The 14,126-nt window shown below is 41.8% G+C and carries 17 protein-coding genes; 12 read left to right on the top strand and 5 right to left on the bottom strand.

Features of this window, described 5'->3' with window-relative positions; all coding sequences use genetic code 11:
• Nucleotides 1–2: 2 nt before the first annotated feature.
• A complete protein-coding gene (locus ICV01_RS08655) occupies nt 3–527 on the bottom strand; it encodes a TlpA disulfide reductase family protein (protein ID WP_215287500.1) in 525 nt (174 codons plus the stop codon).
• A gap of 11 nt (nt 528–538) precedes the next feature.
• On the opposite strand from ICV01_RS08655, the gene ICV01_RS08650 reads away from it, so the two are divergent.
• Nucleotides 539–1,138, top strand: coding sequence for a hypothetical protein (locus ICV01_RS08650; protein ID WP_215287499.1), 600 nt, complete (start codon nt 539–541; stop codon nt 1,136–1,138).
• An 8-nt stretch (nt 1,139–1,146) separates the two neighbouring features.
• The gene (locus tag ICV01_RS08645; protein WP_215287497.1) at nt 1,147–2,418 is read left to right on the top strand and encodes a nitrate/nitrite transporter; all 1,272 of its coding nucleotides are present in this window, start codon (nt 1,147–1,149) and stop codon (nt 2,416–2,418) included.
• Between the two features lie 72 nt (nt 2,419–2,490).
• On the opposite strand, the gene ICV01_RS08640 is transcribed toward ICV01_RS08645, so the two are convergent.
• On the bottom strand, nt 2,491–2,727 hold the full coding sequence (locus ICV01_RS08640) for an accessory factor UbiK family protein (RefSeq protein WP_371817480.1): 237 nt from the start codon (nt 2,725–2,727) through the stop codon (nt 2,491–2,493).
• 263 nt (nt 2,728–2,990) lie between these two features.
• Between ICV01_RS08640 and ICV01_RS08635 the strand changes: the two genes are divergently transcribed.
• The 8 genes from ICV01_RS08635 to ptsP all read left to right on the top strand — a co-directional run bounded on the left by ICV01_RS08635 (nt 2,991) and on the right by ptsP (nt 10,521).
• On the top strand, nt 2,991–3,818 hold the full coding sequence (locus tag ICV01_RS08635; protein WP_215287495.1) for a TorF family putative porin: 828 nt from the start codon (nt 2,991–2,993) through the stop codon (nt 3,816–3,818).
• A gap of 24 nt (nt 3,819–3,842) precedes the next feature.
• Entirely contained in the window at nt 3,843–4,181 is a 339-nt protein-coding gene (locus ICV01_RS08630; protein ID WP_215287493.1) for a P-II family nitrogen regulator, read from the top strand.
• A 14-nt stretch (nt 4,182–4,195) separates the two neighbouring features.
• Nucleotides 4,196–5,680 carry an ammonium transporter gene (locus ICV01_RS08625; RefSeq protein WP_215287491.1) on the top strand — a complete coding sequence of 495 codons (1,485 nt, stop codon included), beginning with the start codon at nt 4,196–4,198 and terminating at the stop codon, nt 5,678–5,680.
• Nucleotides 5,681–5,797: 117 nt separating this feature from the next.
• Nucleotides 5,798–7,090 carry a glutamate--cysteine ligase gene (gene gshA, locus ICV01_RS08620; protein WP_215287489.1) on the top strand — a complete coding sequence of 431 codons (1,293 nt, stop codon included), beginning with the start codon at nt 5,798–5,800 and terminating at the stop codon, nt 7,088–7,090.
• A gap of 5 nt (nt 7,091–7,095) precedes the next feature.
• Nucleotides 7,096–8,037: a glutathione synthase gene (gene gshB, locus ICV01_RS08615; protein WP_215287487.1), complete on the top strand. Its 942-nt coding sequence runs from the start codon at nt 7,096–7,098 to the stop codon at nt 8,035–8,037.
• Complete coding sequence (locus ICV01_RS08610; RefSeq protein WP_215287485.1) at nt 8,034–8,486, top strand: PTS sugar transporter subunit IIA; 453 nt, start codon at nt 8,034–8,036, stop codon at nt 8,484–8,486. Before gshB ends, ICV01_RS08610 begins: the two co-directional genes overlap by 4 nt.
• Nucleotides 8,487–8,488: 2 nt before the next feature.
• Nucleotides 8,489–8,758: an HPr family phosphocarrier protein gene (locus ICV01_RS08605; RefSeq protein WP_215287483.1), complete on the top strand. Its 270-nt coding sequence runs from the start codon at nt 8,489–8,491 to the stop codon at nt 8,756–8,758.
• Between the two features lie 2 nt (nt 8,759–8,760).
• Entirely contained in the window at nt 8,761–10,521 is a 1,761-nt protein-coding gene (gene ptsP, locus ICV01_RS08600; protein ID WP_215287481.1) for a phosphoenolpyruvate--protein phosphotransferase, read from the top strand.
• Here the strand turns inward: ptsP and ICV01_RS08595 are convergent.
• From ICV01_RS08595 to gpmA, 3 genes are read right to left on the bottom strand one after another with little or no spacing between them, the layout of a single operon-like run.
• The gene (locus ICV01_RS08595; protein ID WP_215287479.1) at nt 10,508–11,260 is read right to left on the bottom strand and encodes a HesA/MoeB/ThiF family protein; all 753 of its coding nucleotides are present in this window, start codon (nt 11,258–11,260) and stop codon (nt 10,508–10,510) included. The genes ptsP and ICV01_RS08595 overlap by 14 nt on opposite strands.
• A 9-nt stretch (nt 11,261–11,269) precedes the next feature.
• Entirely contained in the window at nt 11,270–12,706 is a 1,437-nt protein-coding gene (locus ICV01_RS08590) for a S41 family peptidase (RefSeq protein WP_215287477.1), read from the bottom strand.
• Between the two features lie 3 nt (nt 12,707–12,709).
• On the bottom strand, nt 12,710–13,402 hold the full coding sequence (gene gpmA, locus ICV01_RS08585) for a 2,3-diphosphoglycerate-dependent phosphoglycerate mutase (protein ID WP_215287475.1): 693 nt from the start codon (nt 13,400–13,402) through the stop codon (nt 12,710–12,712).
• A gap of 22 nt (nt 13,403–13,424) precedes the next feature.
• Here gpmA and ICV01_RS08580 point away from each other — a divergent pair, with 22 nt between their 5' ends.
• Nucleotides 13,425–13,835, top strand: coding sequence for a rhodanese-like domain-containing protein (locus ICV01_RS08580; protein WP_215287473.1), 411 nt, complete (start codon nt 13,425–13,427; stop codon nt 13,833–13,835).
• Between the two features lie 19 nt (nt 13,836–13,854).
• On the top strand, nt 13,855–14,112 hold the full coding sequence (gene grxC / locus ICV01_RS08575; RefSeq protein WP_215287470.1) for a glutaredoxin 3: 258 nt from the start codon (nt 13,855–13,857) through the stop codon (nt 14,110–14,112).
• Nucleotides 14,113–14,126 lie beyond the last annotated feature (14 nt).

Genomic DNA, 14,126 nt, shown 5'->3' with positions numbered 1-14,126 from the left:
GGTTACACCTTCTCCGCTAATGATTTTTCTAATAGCTGATGGAATTCATTCCAATCAGGTTCCCCGACATAGCGTTTAATAATCTTGCCACTTTTATTGATGACTAAGGTGGTGGGTGTTAATTGTATTTTCCCAAAAGCCTTTGCAACGCTACCATCAGAATCCATGGCCACATGGAACGGAAGCTCTCTTGTTTTGGCGTAATTAACAACATACATTGGTGGGTCATATGACATCGCAACCGCGATAAATTCAAGTTGATCGGTTTTATATTTTTTATATGTTTCGATCATTGTGGGCATTTCTTTGACGCAAGTGACACAACTGGTTGCCCAAAAATTAATGATGCTGACCTTACCTTTTAAATCGTCTTGGCTTAATACTTTTCCTGAAATTTCCGAAACTTTAAATGAGGGCACCATTTGTTGTGTATCGGATTGGCAGCCCAACAATAGTGTGCAAACAGCCAAGCCAAGTGAAATGCGCTTGAATTGGCGAAAAAAGTTAGATATTGTTTCAGTCGGCATAATCCTATTTTATGCAAATAACAAAAATTATGTTGATTCGACCTATATTTAAAGCGCTTATTTTTGTCACAACTTTAGCGATCATGGCTTGTACGCCTAAATTCGACTGGCGAACCGTCAGGGCTGACGATTTAATGTACGAGGCTTTATATCCAGGTAAACCTAGTCGTGCTGAGAAGAGCATTCAATTTGAGGGTGAGCGCCTATCCATGACTATGGAGGCGGCCAAAGCCGGTAATGCTTTATATGCCATTGGCAGTATTCACATAACAACTAATCAAAAGGTGGATGTTGGGAATTTGCTTCAATATTTGCAGCATGGCATGTTGGCAAACCTAAAAGCGGATGTTGAGGCTAAATCAGAGGCTGTAACGGTTAAGACAGCTGGTCAGCCTAGTTATGAATTACCCGCTCAAAGTTGGAGTGTGGTCGGAATTGCTCCAGATGGCCAAAGAAGATTATTAAAGGTTTGGTTGGTGCAAAGAAAATTTCCAGATGGCCAGACTTGGGTATATCAACTTAGTGTGTTGCAGCAGTTATTAGATTCAGACAGCCAAGCAGTGAATGTTGAAGAGCAAGCAATGTTCTTTAGCGGATTTAAACCTTATTAAAAGTGATTATGAAATCAAATATTACTCAATCTGATCTACCTTTAAAGGGTTTTTGGGCTTTCCGCGTATTTGCCTGTTTTGCGTTTGCCTATTTCTTATCCTATGCATTTCGATCTGTTAATGCGGTTATTGCACCTGAGTTGATGGCTGACTTAAAGATCACAAATGCTCAGTTGGGGCTTTTATCTGCAGCCTATTTTGTGGGGTTTTCTACGATGCAAATCCCCTTGGGTTTTGCTATGGATAAATTTGGGACGCGAAGAGTAGAAAGCATTTTGTTATTGGTGGCTTTAATAGGCTCTGCCATATTCGCTTATGCAGATAATCTTTGGGGGATTACGCTTGGCCGTTTTCTAATAGGAATTGGTGTTTCAGCTTGTTTGATGGCGGCGTTTACAGCGTATCGCCGATGGTTTGCTATTGAGCAGCAAGGGCAATTAGCTTCTGGTATGTTGGTGTTTGGGACTATTGGAGCGCTGATTACAACCATACCTGTTCAATTAGCGTTGCCGTTTATGGGCTGGCGCGGCGTGTTTTGGGTAATGGCGGGATTGGTTGCGATTGGATTTTTAGGTATTCGTTTTGGTTTGCCAAATTTTGATGATCACCCAAAGAAAAATAATGCAGCATCCACCAGCCAAGAAAAATCTTTCGGTATTAGAGACATTATTGGTCACCCATTCTTCCTAAGAATGCTCCCATTGGGAATTGTTAATCATGGTGGATTCTTGGCATTACAAACTTTATGGATTGGCCCATGGATGACTCAAGTGTTGGGGTTCACATCGACGGTTAATGCGGAAATATTATTTATATTTAATGCGGCTTTGTTGCTGGGGTACGCATTTAATGCCTGGTTTATGCCAAAAGCTAATGCCAAAGGATTTAAAACACTGAATTACGTAAAGTGGATGTTGGCTCTTGGTTTGGTAGCGCAGTTTTTCGCAATAACTAGCAACACAAGTTATAGCTGGATGTTGTGGATTATTTTTGCTATTTCTGCAACGGGACATATTTTGGGGCAAAGTACAGTTATTACGGTGTTCCCCTCACGTAATGCTGGTATTGCAAGTACTAGCTATAACTTGTTAATTTTTGTGGGAGCATTTATTTTCCAATGGGGCATTGGTTGGGGTATCGATCTTTCTATAGCAATGGGCATAGAAAAAGTGGATGCTTTTAAGCAGGTATTTTTTATATTTTTTGTTTTACAGATATGTTCATACTTGTGGTTTTTGTTTTACCCTAAACCTTTAAAGCATCATTTGGCAGGTGTTTAATTGCACAAGAGGTAAGTAATAGAAAATAAAAAAGCAGAGTTGAACTCTGCTTTTTTATTGGAAAAGAACTAATTATTTTCTATTTTCTAGTGCGGTAATTTTTGCTTCAAGTTCTTCAAGCTTGGCGCGTGTGCGTGCCAAAACTTGAGTTTGTAAATCAAACTCTTCGCGAGTGACAAGATCTAATTTCTGAAATCCTTGAGTCATTAAGCCGCGAACATTTTTTTCTAAGTCTTTGGCTGGAGATTGGCGAATAGCATCCCCAACTTTATTTTGCATATCGTTAGCAATGGTTTGCATTTTTTGCATGATGTCTTGAGGGTTCATGGCTGCTCCAATAGAGGGATTTTTATCTTTTTACCAAAATTATAAAAAATTCATGCACCAAAAAGACGCTCAATAATGGTGCATAGTTGCTTGTCAAAAATAGTGCATTGCTTAATAACGGTGTTTAATTTTACAGAGTTTTATTTTAATTTATTGATTAATATAGATATTTTATATCTGGCACACCTTTTGCATATATGACATACAAGGAATTTCCCTTGGATTGTTTATTAGGAGTGCACTACATGAAAACTTATTTAACTCTTTCTGCGATCGCCTTAGCTGCAGCAGCTTCATTATCTTCAGGTGTTGCTTCTGCTGCTGATGCCGCACCAACAGAGGTGCCTGCAATCACAGTTACTCCAAACATTGGTGTTGTAAGTGATTACCTTTTCCGTGGTATTTCTCAAAATAACAAACAAGCTGCTATTCAAGGTGGCATCGATGTTGCATTTAAAGAGGGCTATTACTTGGGCACATGGGCTTCTAAAGTGTCTGATTGGACCTCTGGTCCTAAAGGCGACAATGCTGAGGTTGATTTATATGGCGGCTACAAAACTGAGGTTGCCAGTATTGGTGTAGATGTTGGAGTTATTACATATAACTACCCAGGATCATCAAGCGGTAGTTTGGATAAATCTAACTACCATGCAAATACACAGGAAGCATATCTAGGTCTTTCATATGGACCTGCAACCTTTAAAACATCTTATGTATTAGGAAAAAATTATTTTGCATCAACTGGTGGTAAAGATGCTTCTGGTACTTTGTACTATGACCTTACTTTGTCGCAGGAAGTTGCTCCAAAGTTGACTGCAGCAATTCACGCTGGCTATACAGACTATAGATTGGATTATCAATCAAATGTTGATGGAAAGAAATTTTCATATGCTGATTACAACGTAGGGCTTACATATGACTATGAAGGTTTTTTACTAGGAGCGAAATATTATTTCAATGATGTAAGTGCTGGCACTAAATATTATGCAAATGCTGCCGCTGCAGATTATGGAAATGGCAAATCTAACCTTTACAAAAATACATTTGTAATTTCAGTTCTTAAATCATTCTAATTTAGCGATTTCACGGAGAAACGTATGAAATTAATTACAGCAATTATCAAGCCCTTCAAGCTTGACGAGGTACGTGAGGCGCTATCGGAAGTGGGCGTGTCAGGTATTACCGTTACTGAAGTTAAAGGCTTTGGTCGACAAAAGGGGCACACAGAGTTGTACCGTGGTGCTGAGTATGTGGTGGATTTTTTGCCTAAGGTAAAGATCGAGGCTGCTGTTGATGACAGCATTGTTGATCGTGCTATTGAAGCAATTGAGAAATCTGCCAAGACTGGCAAGATTGGTGACGGAAAGATTTTTGTGTCATCTATTGAACAAGTAATTCGCATTCGTACCGGTGAGACCGGTCAGTCTGCCCTTTAAAGCGAGGTAACAAAATGACTTCTTGGATTAAACGTCTACTCGCAGTTGGTGCAGCGGTTCTTGCGCTAGGTTCAGTAACTATGGCTGTTTCATCATCTGCTTATGCTGATGATGCAAAACCAGCAGTTACCGCTCCTGCAGTTACTGCTGCTTCCGCTGCTCCTGCAGCACCAGCTGTCCCAGCTCCTGTTCCAAATAAGGGAGATACAGCATGGTTGTTGATTTCAACAGCGCTAGTGATCTTGATGACTTTGCCTGGTTTAGGTTTGTTCTACGGCGGTTTGGTGCGTAGCAAAAACATGTTGTCGGTGTTGATGCAATGTATGGTGATTTTCTCTCTGGTTGCGATTTTGTGGGCGGTGTATGGCTACAGTATTGCATTTACAGAGGGTGGGGCATTCTTTGGTGGATTTGATCGCCTATTCTTGTCTGGCATTACGGTTGACTCAGTCGCTGCAACTTTTAGTAAAGGTGTCGTGATTCCTGAGTTTGGCTATTTTGCTTTCCAAGGCGCTTTTGCAACCATCACTTGCTGTCTAATTATTGGTGCATTTGCTGAGCGTGTGAAGTTTTCTGCAGTATTGTTATTTACTGTTTTATGGTTCACATTTAGCTATTTGCCAGTAGCTCATATGGTTTGGTTTTGGCCTGGTCCTGATGCCTTTACAGATGCTGCGGCAGCTGAAAAAGCAACAGCTATTTCAGGTTGGTTATTCCAAATGGGTGCTTTAGATTTTGCTGGTGGCACAGTGGTTCACATCAATGCTGCTGTTGCTGGTTTGGTTGGTGCCTTTGTGGTGGGTAAGCGGATTGGCTTTGGTAAAGAAGCAATGAAGCCTCATAGCTTAACGCTCACAATGGTTGGCGCTTCATTGTTGTGGTTTGGCTGGTTTGGTTTTAATGCTGGTTCAGCATTAGAGGCAAACGGTGGCGCGGCATTGGCATTCGTTAATACTTTCTTGGCGACTGCAGCAGCTCTCTTGTCATGGACATTTGCTGAATGGATTAGCAAAGGCAAACCATCTATGTTGGGTGGCGCATCTGGTGCTGTAGCAGGTTTAGTTGCAATCACCCCAGCCGCTGGCTTTGTGGGCCCAATGGGTGCAATCGCTATCGGTCTTTTAGGTGGTGTATGTTGCTTGTGGGGTGTAACAGGCCTTAAGAAAATCTTAGGTGCAGATGACAGCTTGGATGTATTTGGCGTTCACGGTGTTGGCGGCATCTTGGGAGCTTTATTGACAGGCGTTTTTGCTGCTCCATCTTTAGGCGGTACTGGTATCTACGATTATGTGGCAAATGCAGTGTCAGCCGACTACTCAATTGTTGGCCAAGTGTGGATTCAGGCAAAAGCGGTATTAACAACGATTGTTTGGTCAGGCGTGGTTTCTTTCGTATCTTTCAAACTGGTGGATCTCGTGGTTGGTATGCGTGTTCCTGAAGATGAAGAACGCGAAGGTTTGGATATTACGTCTCACGGTGAAACTGCTTATGAGTCCTAATTAGTGAATTTTTGTAAATATCTGTGAATGTAGTGTGAAATAGCCTCTTGTATTGAGGGGTCAAAGGGTGGATTCTAAAAGAACCCACCCTTTTTTTATCCGTCTTACAATAAGGCTATGGTCCCACATCTTATTACCGCCCTAAATGGTCCTTTGCTTGAATTGGAAAGCAAAGTTTTAGAAGCTACCCCTGCTATTGAAAGATGGTTCAGGATGGAGTGGCAAGAGCACACGCCACCTTTCTATTGTTCAGTAGATCTTCGTAATTCAGGATTTAAGCTAGCACCAGTCGACACCAATTTATTTCCAGGAGGATTTAATAATTTATCTCCTGAAATGTTGCCGCTTGCTGTTCAAGCTGCGATGGCTTCAATTGAAAAAATTTGCCCTGATGCAAAAAATTTATTATTAATTCCTGAGCGCCATACGCGCAATATGTTTTATTTGCAAAACGTTGCAAGATTAGCTTCTGTTTTAAGGCAGACTGGATTAAATGTGCGCTTAGGTTCTTTATCCGATGAGATTAAGAAACCAACACCGATTGATTTGCCAGATGGACAGCGTTTGATTTTGGAGCCTTTGGCTAGGATTGGTATGAAGGGGCGCCGTTTAGGATTAAAAGATTTTGACCCTTGCACAATTCTGTTGAATAACGATTTATCTAGTGGCATTCCATCCATTTTAGAAAACATACATGAGCAATATTTACTTCCGCCATTGCATGCTGGTTGGGCAGTTAGACGTAAGTCCAATCACTTTGCTGCTTATGATGATGTAGCAAAAAAATTCGCCAAAGTCATAGATATTGATCCTTGGATGATTAATCCATACTTCTCTAAATGTTCTGGCATTAATTTTCATGAGCGCATTGGGGAAGAGGCTCTAGAAGAGAGTGTTGACGCTATTTTGAAAAAAGTTGCGCGTAAATATCGTGAATACGGTATTAAAGAAAAGCCATACGCCATTGTTAAGGCTGATGCAGGCACCTACGGTATGGGCATTATGACGGTTAAAGATGCCAGTGAAGTAAAAGGTTTGAACCGTAAAGAACGCAACAAGATGAGCGTCATTAAAGAAGGCGTGGAAGTTAGTGATGTATTGATCCAAGAAGGTGTTTATACATTCGAGAAGATTAATGAGGCCGTAGCTGAACCGGTGGTTTATATGATGGATCGTTATGTGGTCGGTGGTTTTTATCGCGTACATACTGATCGTGGCATTGATGAAAATCTAAATGCCCCTGGCGCGCACTTTGTGCCATTAGCATTTGCACATAATGCGATTCCAGACGTGGCGGCTAAGCCAGGCGTCGCAGTTCCTAATCGTTTTTATTTGTATGGCGTGGTGGCTAGACTTGCTTTGTTGGCGGCATCTTTAGAGCTTGAGCGCACAGATCCTGACGCTGAATAAATAATATGAATCTATTATTTGTTGCCGATCCTTTATCGAGTTTTTCTGTAAAGAAGGATAGTACTTTGGCCATGATGCTTGAAGCGCAGGCTAAGGGGTATGCGATTTGGCATTGTCATATCGAAGATATTAAGAGTGTTGCTGGTGCTATTTATGCCAAGTCTCAAAAAATAAAAATAGATATGGCCGGGTCGCCTTGGTATGTATCTACACAGACTAAGGAAATGAAAGTGGCTGCATTTGATGCGGTCATTATGAGAAAAGACCCGCCTTTTGATATGAGTTATGTGACAGCCACGTGGTTTTTATCTCAAGCCAAATTAGAAGGGGCAAAAATATTTAATGACCCGGTGGCTTTAAGAAATCATTCGGAGAAATTATCTTTGTTGGAGTTTTTGCAGTATGCGCCACCAACATTGATTAGTTATGACTTAAAAGATATTCAAGATTTTCACCGTGAACATCAAGACATCATCATTAAGCCGTTAGACGGTATGGGTGGGATGGGAATATTCCGAGTTAAATCGGATGCCCTAAATTTGGCTAGTATTGTTGAAACTTTAGGTGACTCTGGTAAGCGGGCATTAATGGCGCAAAAATTTTTACCAGAAATTTCTGAAGGTGATAAACGTGTGTTGGTGATTGGCGGGAAAGCTGTGCCACATGGATTAGCTAGAATTCCTCAAGGTGGTGAAGTTAGGGGTAATTTGGCTGCCGGGGGTAAGGGGGTTGCTTGTCCAATTTCCGAAAAAGAAGCTAAGGTCGCAGAGCATATTGGGCCACTGTTAGCATCTAGAGGCTTGCATTTAATTGGATTAGATTTCATTGGTGGTTATTTAACTGAGATTAATGTGACTAGCCCAACTTGTTTTGTAGAGATTACGCAGCAAACTGGCTACGATGTCGCTAAACAATGGTTAACTAGCCTGGAGCAATATTTAAAATGATTGGCATACTTATCATCGCCCATGCCCCCTTGGCTACAGCATTAAAAGAATTTGCTGCCCATGTATATGGAGAAGTACCTGAGGGGATTTCGGCATTAGATGTGATGGCTCATGAAGACACAAAGTTGACCTTGGAAAAGGCAACGATAACGGCTCATCAATTAAATTCTGAAAATGGGATTTTGGTTTTAACGGACATCATGGGTGCAACTCCTGCTAATGTGGCCAGTCGCTTGGCTCATCAGCCAGAATTTACTGGTCAAGTGCGTGTTATTGCCGGAGTTAATCTTCCAATGCTGATGAGGGCAATTGCTTATAGATCGGAAGATTTGGATTCTGTTACAAATAAAGCGATGCATGGTGGCCAGCAAGGGATTATTCCAATTGGCCACTTAGGTGTTCAGGTGGAAAATATAAGTTCAGTTGAAAAAGTAGTGAGTAAGGAATAAATATGCCAAGCGCAGAAATAACCATTATTAATAAACTTGGCCTTCATGCTCGTGCATCTGCTAAGTTGACCCAGCTTGCTGGTCAATTCCCCTGTGAAGTTTTTCTATCCAAGAATGGCCGAAAAGTTAATGCCAAAAGTATTATGGGGGTCATGATGTTGGCCGCTGGTGTGGGTAGTGTTGTGACACTTGAAACCGAGGGTGAAAAAGCACAAGAAGCTTTTGATGCATTAGAGACTTTAATTAACGATCGTTTTGGTGAAGGCGAGTAATCTTGGCATTTACGCTTCACGGCATACCAGTTACCAATGGCATAGCCATTGGTAAAGCTTTGCGTATCGCTCCATCTGCGATGGATGTGGTGCACTATCTGGTGGATGCAGGTAAAGAAGCGTCCGAAGAAAAGAGATTATTAGATGCTTTTAAGACCGTACGCCAAGAATTAAAGACATTAAGGAATGGATTGCCAGAAGCTGCGCCAGAAGAAATGGCTGCCTTCTTGGATGTTCATGCCATGATTTTGGCGGATCCCACTTTAACTGAGAAGCCTCTCGAGTTAATCAAATCAAAAAGGTACAACGCTGAATGGGCTTTAGCCACCCAGCTTGAGTTTTTGCTTAATCAGTTTGCTGAAATTGAAGATGAGTATTTGCGCGAACGTGCGACAGATATTAGGCAAGTCGTTGAGCGTGTTATGAAGGTTCTCCATCATGGAGAAGATCATCAAACCATTTCTTCTTTCTATAAAAGCGTAGGAGAGACACGTGAGTTGGGTGAGCTAATCGTGGTGGCGCATGATATAGCGCCGCCAGACATGATGCTTTTTAAAGATATGGCTTTTGGAGGCTTTGTTACAGATCTTGGCGGTCGAACATCTCATACGGCTATTGTTGCAAGAAGTTTGGATATTCCTGCTGCCGTGGGTGTTCGCCAAGCAAGCGATTTAATTAGGCAAGATGACTGGCTCATTATTGATGGGGATCGCGGTATTGTTATCGTGGACCCAAGCCCCCTCGTTCTAGAAGAGTATCGACATTTACAAACTCAAAGAAAGCTTGAGAAGAAAAAGCTTCAACGCTTAAAGTACACGCCAACATTTACATTGGATGGTGTGGCAATTGATTTAATGGCTAACGTTGAGATGCCAGAAGATGCTGTTTCAGCTCTTGACTCTGGTGCTGTTGGTATTGGACTGTTCCGTTCTGAGTTTTTATTCATGAACCGAAAAGGTGAAATGCCGGATGAGGAAGAGCAATATTTAGCCTATCGACGAACTGCTGAAGCGATGAAGGGCTTGCCTGTCACCATCAGAACTATCGACATTGGGGCTGATAAGCCTTTAGATGCCCAAGATGATGGCAGCGTGCATGTCATGTCTCCGTTAGGGTTGAGGGCTATTCGTTGGTCGTTATCAGAGCCTGATATGTTTTTGATTCAGTTGCGTGCCATCTTACGAGCATCTGCCTTTGGTCAAATGAAGATTTTGATTCCAATGTTGGCGCATGTTCAAGAAATTAATCAAACGCTTGATTTAATAGAGTTGGCAAAAAAACAGTTGGAAGAGCGTTGCGTGGCTTTTGATCCTAATATCAAGATTGGCGCAATGATTGAAATTCCGGCCGCTGCATTGGTATTACCTTTATTTATACGTCGATTAGATTTTTTATCTATCGGTACTAATGACTTAATTCAATATACCCTAGCCATTGATAGAGCAGACAATGCTGTTGCACATTTGTATGATCCATTGCATCCTGCGGTTCTTCGATTAATTGCAGGTGTAATTCGGGAAGCTAATGCCGCAAATATGCCTGTTTCAGTTTGTGGTGAGATGGCAGGCGAGCCATCCATGACAAGAGTACTTCTTGGTATGGGCTTGAGAGATTTTTCTTTGCACTTTAATCAACTGCTATCGGTCAAAAAAGAAATTTTGAGGGCGCATTCAGAAAATCTTGTGCCGGCTGTTGATGTGTTACTAGCCGCTATTGAGCCAGAGGAAATTGCCGCTGCTATTGAGAAAATTAATTCTTTGTAGAGCAGCTCTTACAAGCGGGTTGCTTGTCTAATCGAATAATATTCATTTGGCTAGTTCGCGCATCCCATAGCAATAATTTCCCAATTAATGGTTCGCCGATTTGTCCAATTACCTGTAATGCTTGTGCAGCTTGAATGCTGCCAATGATTCCTACGAGAGGGGAAAAAACTCCCATCGTTGAACATTTAACTTCATCAAATATTTGGTCTTCCGGGAAAATACACGCGTAGCAAGGTGCGTTAGCCACTCTTGGGTCGATAACTGTTACTTGCCCATCAAACCCAATGGCCGCTCCGCTAATTAAAGGCACTTGATGTTTAACGCAAGCAGTATTGATGAGATGTCTCGCCTTAAAGTTGTCTGTGCAATCAAGAACAATTGATGCGGTCGGTAATATCCCCTCGAGCAATTCAGCGCTTGCTTTTTGTGGAATATCAAAGATTTGAGTATGAGGATTTAATTGGGATAGCGTTTTCTTTCCAGAGACCACCTTCGGAAGTCCAATAGCGTCATTGGTATGCATAATTTGACGTTGGAGATTGGTTAGCTCTACCGTGTCATGGTCAATGAGGGTGATTTTCCCAATGCCCGCAGCTGCCAAATAAGGAGCCGCAGCAGAGCCAAGCCCGCCAGCACCCACAATCACAGCATGAGCGGATAAAAACTTTTCTTGACCTTCAATGCCAATATCATCAAGAAGGATATGGCGTGAATATCTAAGAAGGTCGTTATCGTTCATGCCACTGTTTTACTCTAAGCGAGACTTGGAGCGTTTAACCGTTTGGCCTTTTAGATACGCTGAAGCTTGTTGTAGCATGAAGTCTTCTGCAGTACCAAATTCAGCTGGACGTTTTTTGCGATCCTTTTCTTTTTCTTCAGGTGTTTTTTTCGCGTTTAAATCTTCAATACGTTGCAACTCTTCAATGCGTCTCTTTTCACGATCATTGATAAGTTTTTCTTCAGATGATTGTTTGTTGCGTAGATGTTTTTCACTATCGATTTCGCGAGTAATTAAAACATCATCAGGGTCACCATCAGGATTTTGATCTACAGGGATATCTGGCTTAATACCAAAGGCTTGGATCGATTTTCCGGTAGGTGTGTAGTAGTAGGCGGTTGTTAGTTTCAATGCTGAGTCTGGGCTTAAAGGTCTAACAGTTTGCACAGAGCCTTTACCAAAAGTTGTTTTTCCGATAATGGTGGCGCGTTTGTGATCCTGTAGTGCGCCAGCAACGATTTCAGAGGCTGAGGCGGAGAACGCATTAACTAATACAACCATGGGCACTTTTTTAAGTGAGTTTGGTAGTTGAGCTAGCGGATCATTGGGTTCGCCTAATTTGTAATTGGCCGGAGTAGCTTTAAATACCTGTTTCGCGTCTTCAGATTGGCCCTTTGTGGAAACCACTAAAGTGTCGTTAGCTAAAAAAGCCGCCGATACACCAACGGCACCCTGAAGGAGGCCGCCGCCATTGTTTCTAAGATCTAAAACAAGCCCTTTAATTTGCGGTTCTTTTTCAAATAGCTCGGTTAATTTTTTACCAAGGTCAGGTACGGTTCTTTCTTGGAAGCTTGTGATGCGAACATAAGCAATACCTGGTTCAATAATTTTTGCTTTAACTGATTGAACTTTAATTTCAGCTCGTGTGATGGTTACAGGAAAAGTTCTTTCTTCACTTTTTCTGAAGATGGTTAATGTAATTTTTGTACCTGGTTCACCGCGCATGCGACGCACGGATTGATCTAATGTCATGCCACGTACTGGTTTGTCGTCAAGACGCGTGATTAAGTCGCCTGGTTGAAGTCCCGCTCTTGCTGCTGGAGTATCTTCAATAGGGTTCATAATTTTTACGACACCGTCCTCAGAGGTAATCTCAATGCCCAAGCCAGCAAATTTCCCCTGGGTATGTTCTTGCATTTCCGCAAAATCTTTTTTATCTAAATAAGAAGAGTGAGGGTCTAAGCCGCTGACCATTCCCTTAATAGCATCAGTTAAAAGGCGTTTGTCCTCAACAGATTCCACATAATCTCTTTTGATTTGGCCAAATACGTTTGATAACGTTCTTAGCTCTTCTAAAGGAAGGTTAGATCCGCCTTGTTGCGCAGTTGCTGATAATTGAAGCGTTAAAGCAACGCCAGCAATTAAGCCAGTGCAAATGAGTGCGATGTTCTTGATTGAACGATACATGGTTTATTTATCTAAATAGAAATGCTTGATGGGTTTGAGGTTGTCGTCTAGTTCATACACAAGAGGCGTGCCATTAGGAATGTTGATTTCCATGATGTCAGTATCCGACACTTGATCAAGATATTTAACTAATGAACGGATGCTGTTGCCATGCGCCGCAATTAAAACTCGCTTGCCAGACTTTAGGGCTGGTGCAATAGATTCTTCCCAAAGCGGCAAAACTCTAGCTACGTTATCTTTTAAGCATTCACCAAGAGGGATTTCTTCGCGCTTCAACTTGGCATAGCGTGGGTCGCTAAAAGACGCTCTAGGATCGTTTTCATCAAGTAGCGGTGGGCGCACATCGTAAGACCGTCTCCAAATATGTACTTGTTCATCCCCGTACTTCGCAGCTGTTTCTGCTTTATTTAGGCCTGCTAGAGCGCCATAGTGGCGTTCATTTAAGCGCCAGCTATGAACCACAGGTATCCAAAGTCTATCCATGGCCTCTTGAGCATGCCATAGGGTTCTGATAGCCCTTTTCAGCACAGAAGTGTAAGCAATGTCAAAATCATAGCCTGCAGCCTTTAATTTCTCGCCAGCTTGAGTTGCTTGCTGGATACCGGTTGGGGTGAGGTCTACATCAACCCAGCCAGTAAAACGATTTTCAAGGTTCCATTGGGATTCGCCGTGGCGGATAAGTACAAGTTGTTTCATATTCACATTCTATAATTTACTAATGGACTTTTTAACAAATACAAATAATTTACTGCTAATAGCTACTCTAGTGACATCTGGCCTAGCTTTAGCGCTTCCTCAACTATTGGGCCGTTTGAACAAACAACTGCTTAATGTACATACGGCAATTCAATGGGTAAACCAGCGACAAGCTCAAATACTAGATGTCCGAACGGCTGATGAGTATCAGTCAGGGCATATTGCAAATTCAAAAAATTTGCCATTGGCCGATTTTGACAATATTCAAAAGCTTCAGTTAGACACTAATAATCCTGTTATTTTAGTTTGTTTAAGCGGTTCTAGAGCAAATACGGCTGTGGGAAAGCTTAAAAAAATGGGCTTTTTGGAGGTGGCATGCATGGAGGGTGGGATTTCTTCATGGAATCAAGCTAGCTTGCCATTGGTTAAATAAAGGTCTAAAAAGGTTCCAAATGCCAAAAATTACTATGTATAGCACCCAAGTTTGCCCATATTGCAATATGGCGGAGCGTTTACTGTTATCTAAAGGCGCAGTAATTACTGAAAAAATTCTAATCGATAAAGATCCTTCTAAAAAAGAGGAAATGATGACTAGAACGGGGCGCCGCACTGTTCCACAAATTTACATTGATGACACCCATGTAGGTGGTTTTGATGATCTTTCTGCGCTTGATCGCGCGGGTAAACTAGACCCTCTATTGGGCAAATAATTAAAGGATAGTAA

This window comes from Polynucleobacter sp. MWH-Spelu-300-X4, from assembly GCF_018687515.1.
Lineage (GTDB): Bacteria > Pseudomonadota > Gammaproteobacteria > Burkholderiales > Burkholderiaceae > Polynucleobacter.
This window is presented reverse-complemented; position numbering and strand designations above follow the sequence as displayed.

Bases quoted from the DNA above. Each gene is read 5' to 3' on its own strand.
- ICV01_RS08655 (WP_215287500.1), bottom strand. From the start codon at position 527: ATGCCGACTGAAACAATATCTAACTTTTTTCGCCAATTCAAGCGCATT.
- ICV01_RS08650 (WP_215287499.1), top strand. From the start codon at position 539: ATGCAAATAACAAAAATTATGTTGATTCGACCTATATTTAAAGCGCTT.
- ICV01_RS08645 (WP_215287497.1), top strand. From the start codon at position 1,147: ATGAAATCAAATATTACTCAATCTGATCTACCTTTAAAGGGTTTTTGG.
- ICV01_RS08640 (WP_371817480.1), bottom strand. From the start codon at position 2,727: ATGCAAAAAATGCAAACCATTGCTAACGATATGCAAAATAAAGTTGGG.
- ICV01_RS08635 (WP_215287495.1), top strand. From the start codon at position 2,991: ATGAAAACTTATTTAACTCTTTCTGCGATCGCCTTAGCTGCAGCAGCT.
- ICV01_RS08630 (WP_215287493.1), top strand. From the start codon at position 3,843: ATGAAATTAATTACAGCAATTATCAAGCCCTTCAAGCTTGACGAGGTA.
- ICV01_RS08625 (WP_215287491.1), top strand. From the start codon at position 4,196: ATGACTTCTTGGATTAAACGTCTACTCGCAGTTGGTGCAGCGGTTCTT.
- gshA (WP_215287489.1), top strand. From the start codon at position 5,798: ATGGTCCCACATCTTATTACCGCCCTAAATGGTCCTTTGCTTGAATTG.
- gshB (WP_215287487.1), top strand. From the start codon at position 7,096: ATGAATCTATTATTTGTTGCCGATCCTTTATCGAGTTTTTCTGTAAAG.
- ICV01_RS08610 (WP_215287485.1), top strand. From the start codon at position 8,034: ATGATTGGCATACTTATCATCGCCCATGCCCCCTTGGCTACAGCATTA.
- ICV01_RS08605 (WP_215287483.1), top strand. From the start codon at position 8,489: ATGCCAAGCGCAGAAATAACCATTATTAATAAACTTGGCCTTCATGCT.
- ICV01_RS08595 (WP_215287479.1), bottom strand. From the start codon at position 11,260: ATGAACGATAACGACCTTCTTAGATATTCACGCCATATCCTTCTTGAT.
- ICV01_RS08590 (WP_215287477.1), bottom strand. From the start codon at position 12,706: ATGTATCGTTCAATCAAGAACATCGCACTCATTTGCACTGGCTTAATT.
- gpmA (WP_215287475.1), bottom strand. From the start codon at position 13,402: ATGAAACAACTTGTACTTATCCGCCACGGCGAATCCCAATGGAACCTT.
- ICV01_RS08580 (WP_215287473.1), top strand. From the start codon at position 13,425: ATGGACTTTTTAACAAATACAAATAATTTACTGCTAATAGCTACTCTA.
- grxC (WP_215287470.1), top strand. From the start codon at position 13,855: ATGCCAAAAATTACTATGTATAGCACCCAAGTTTGCCCATATTGCAAT.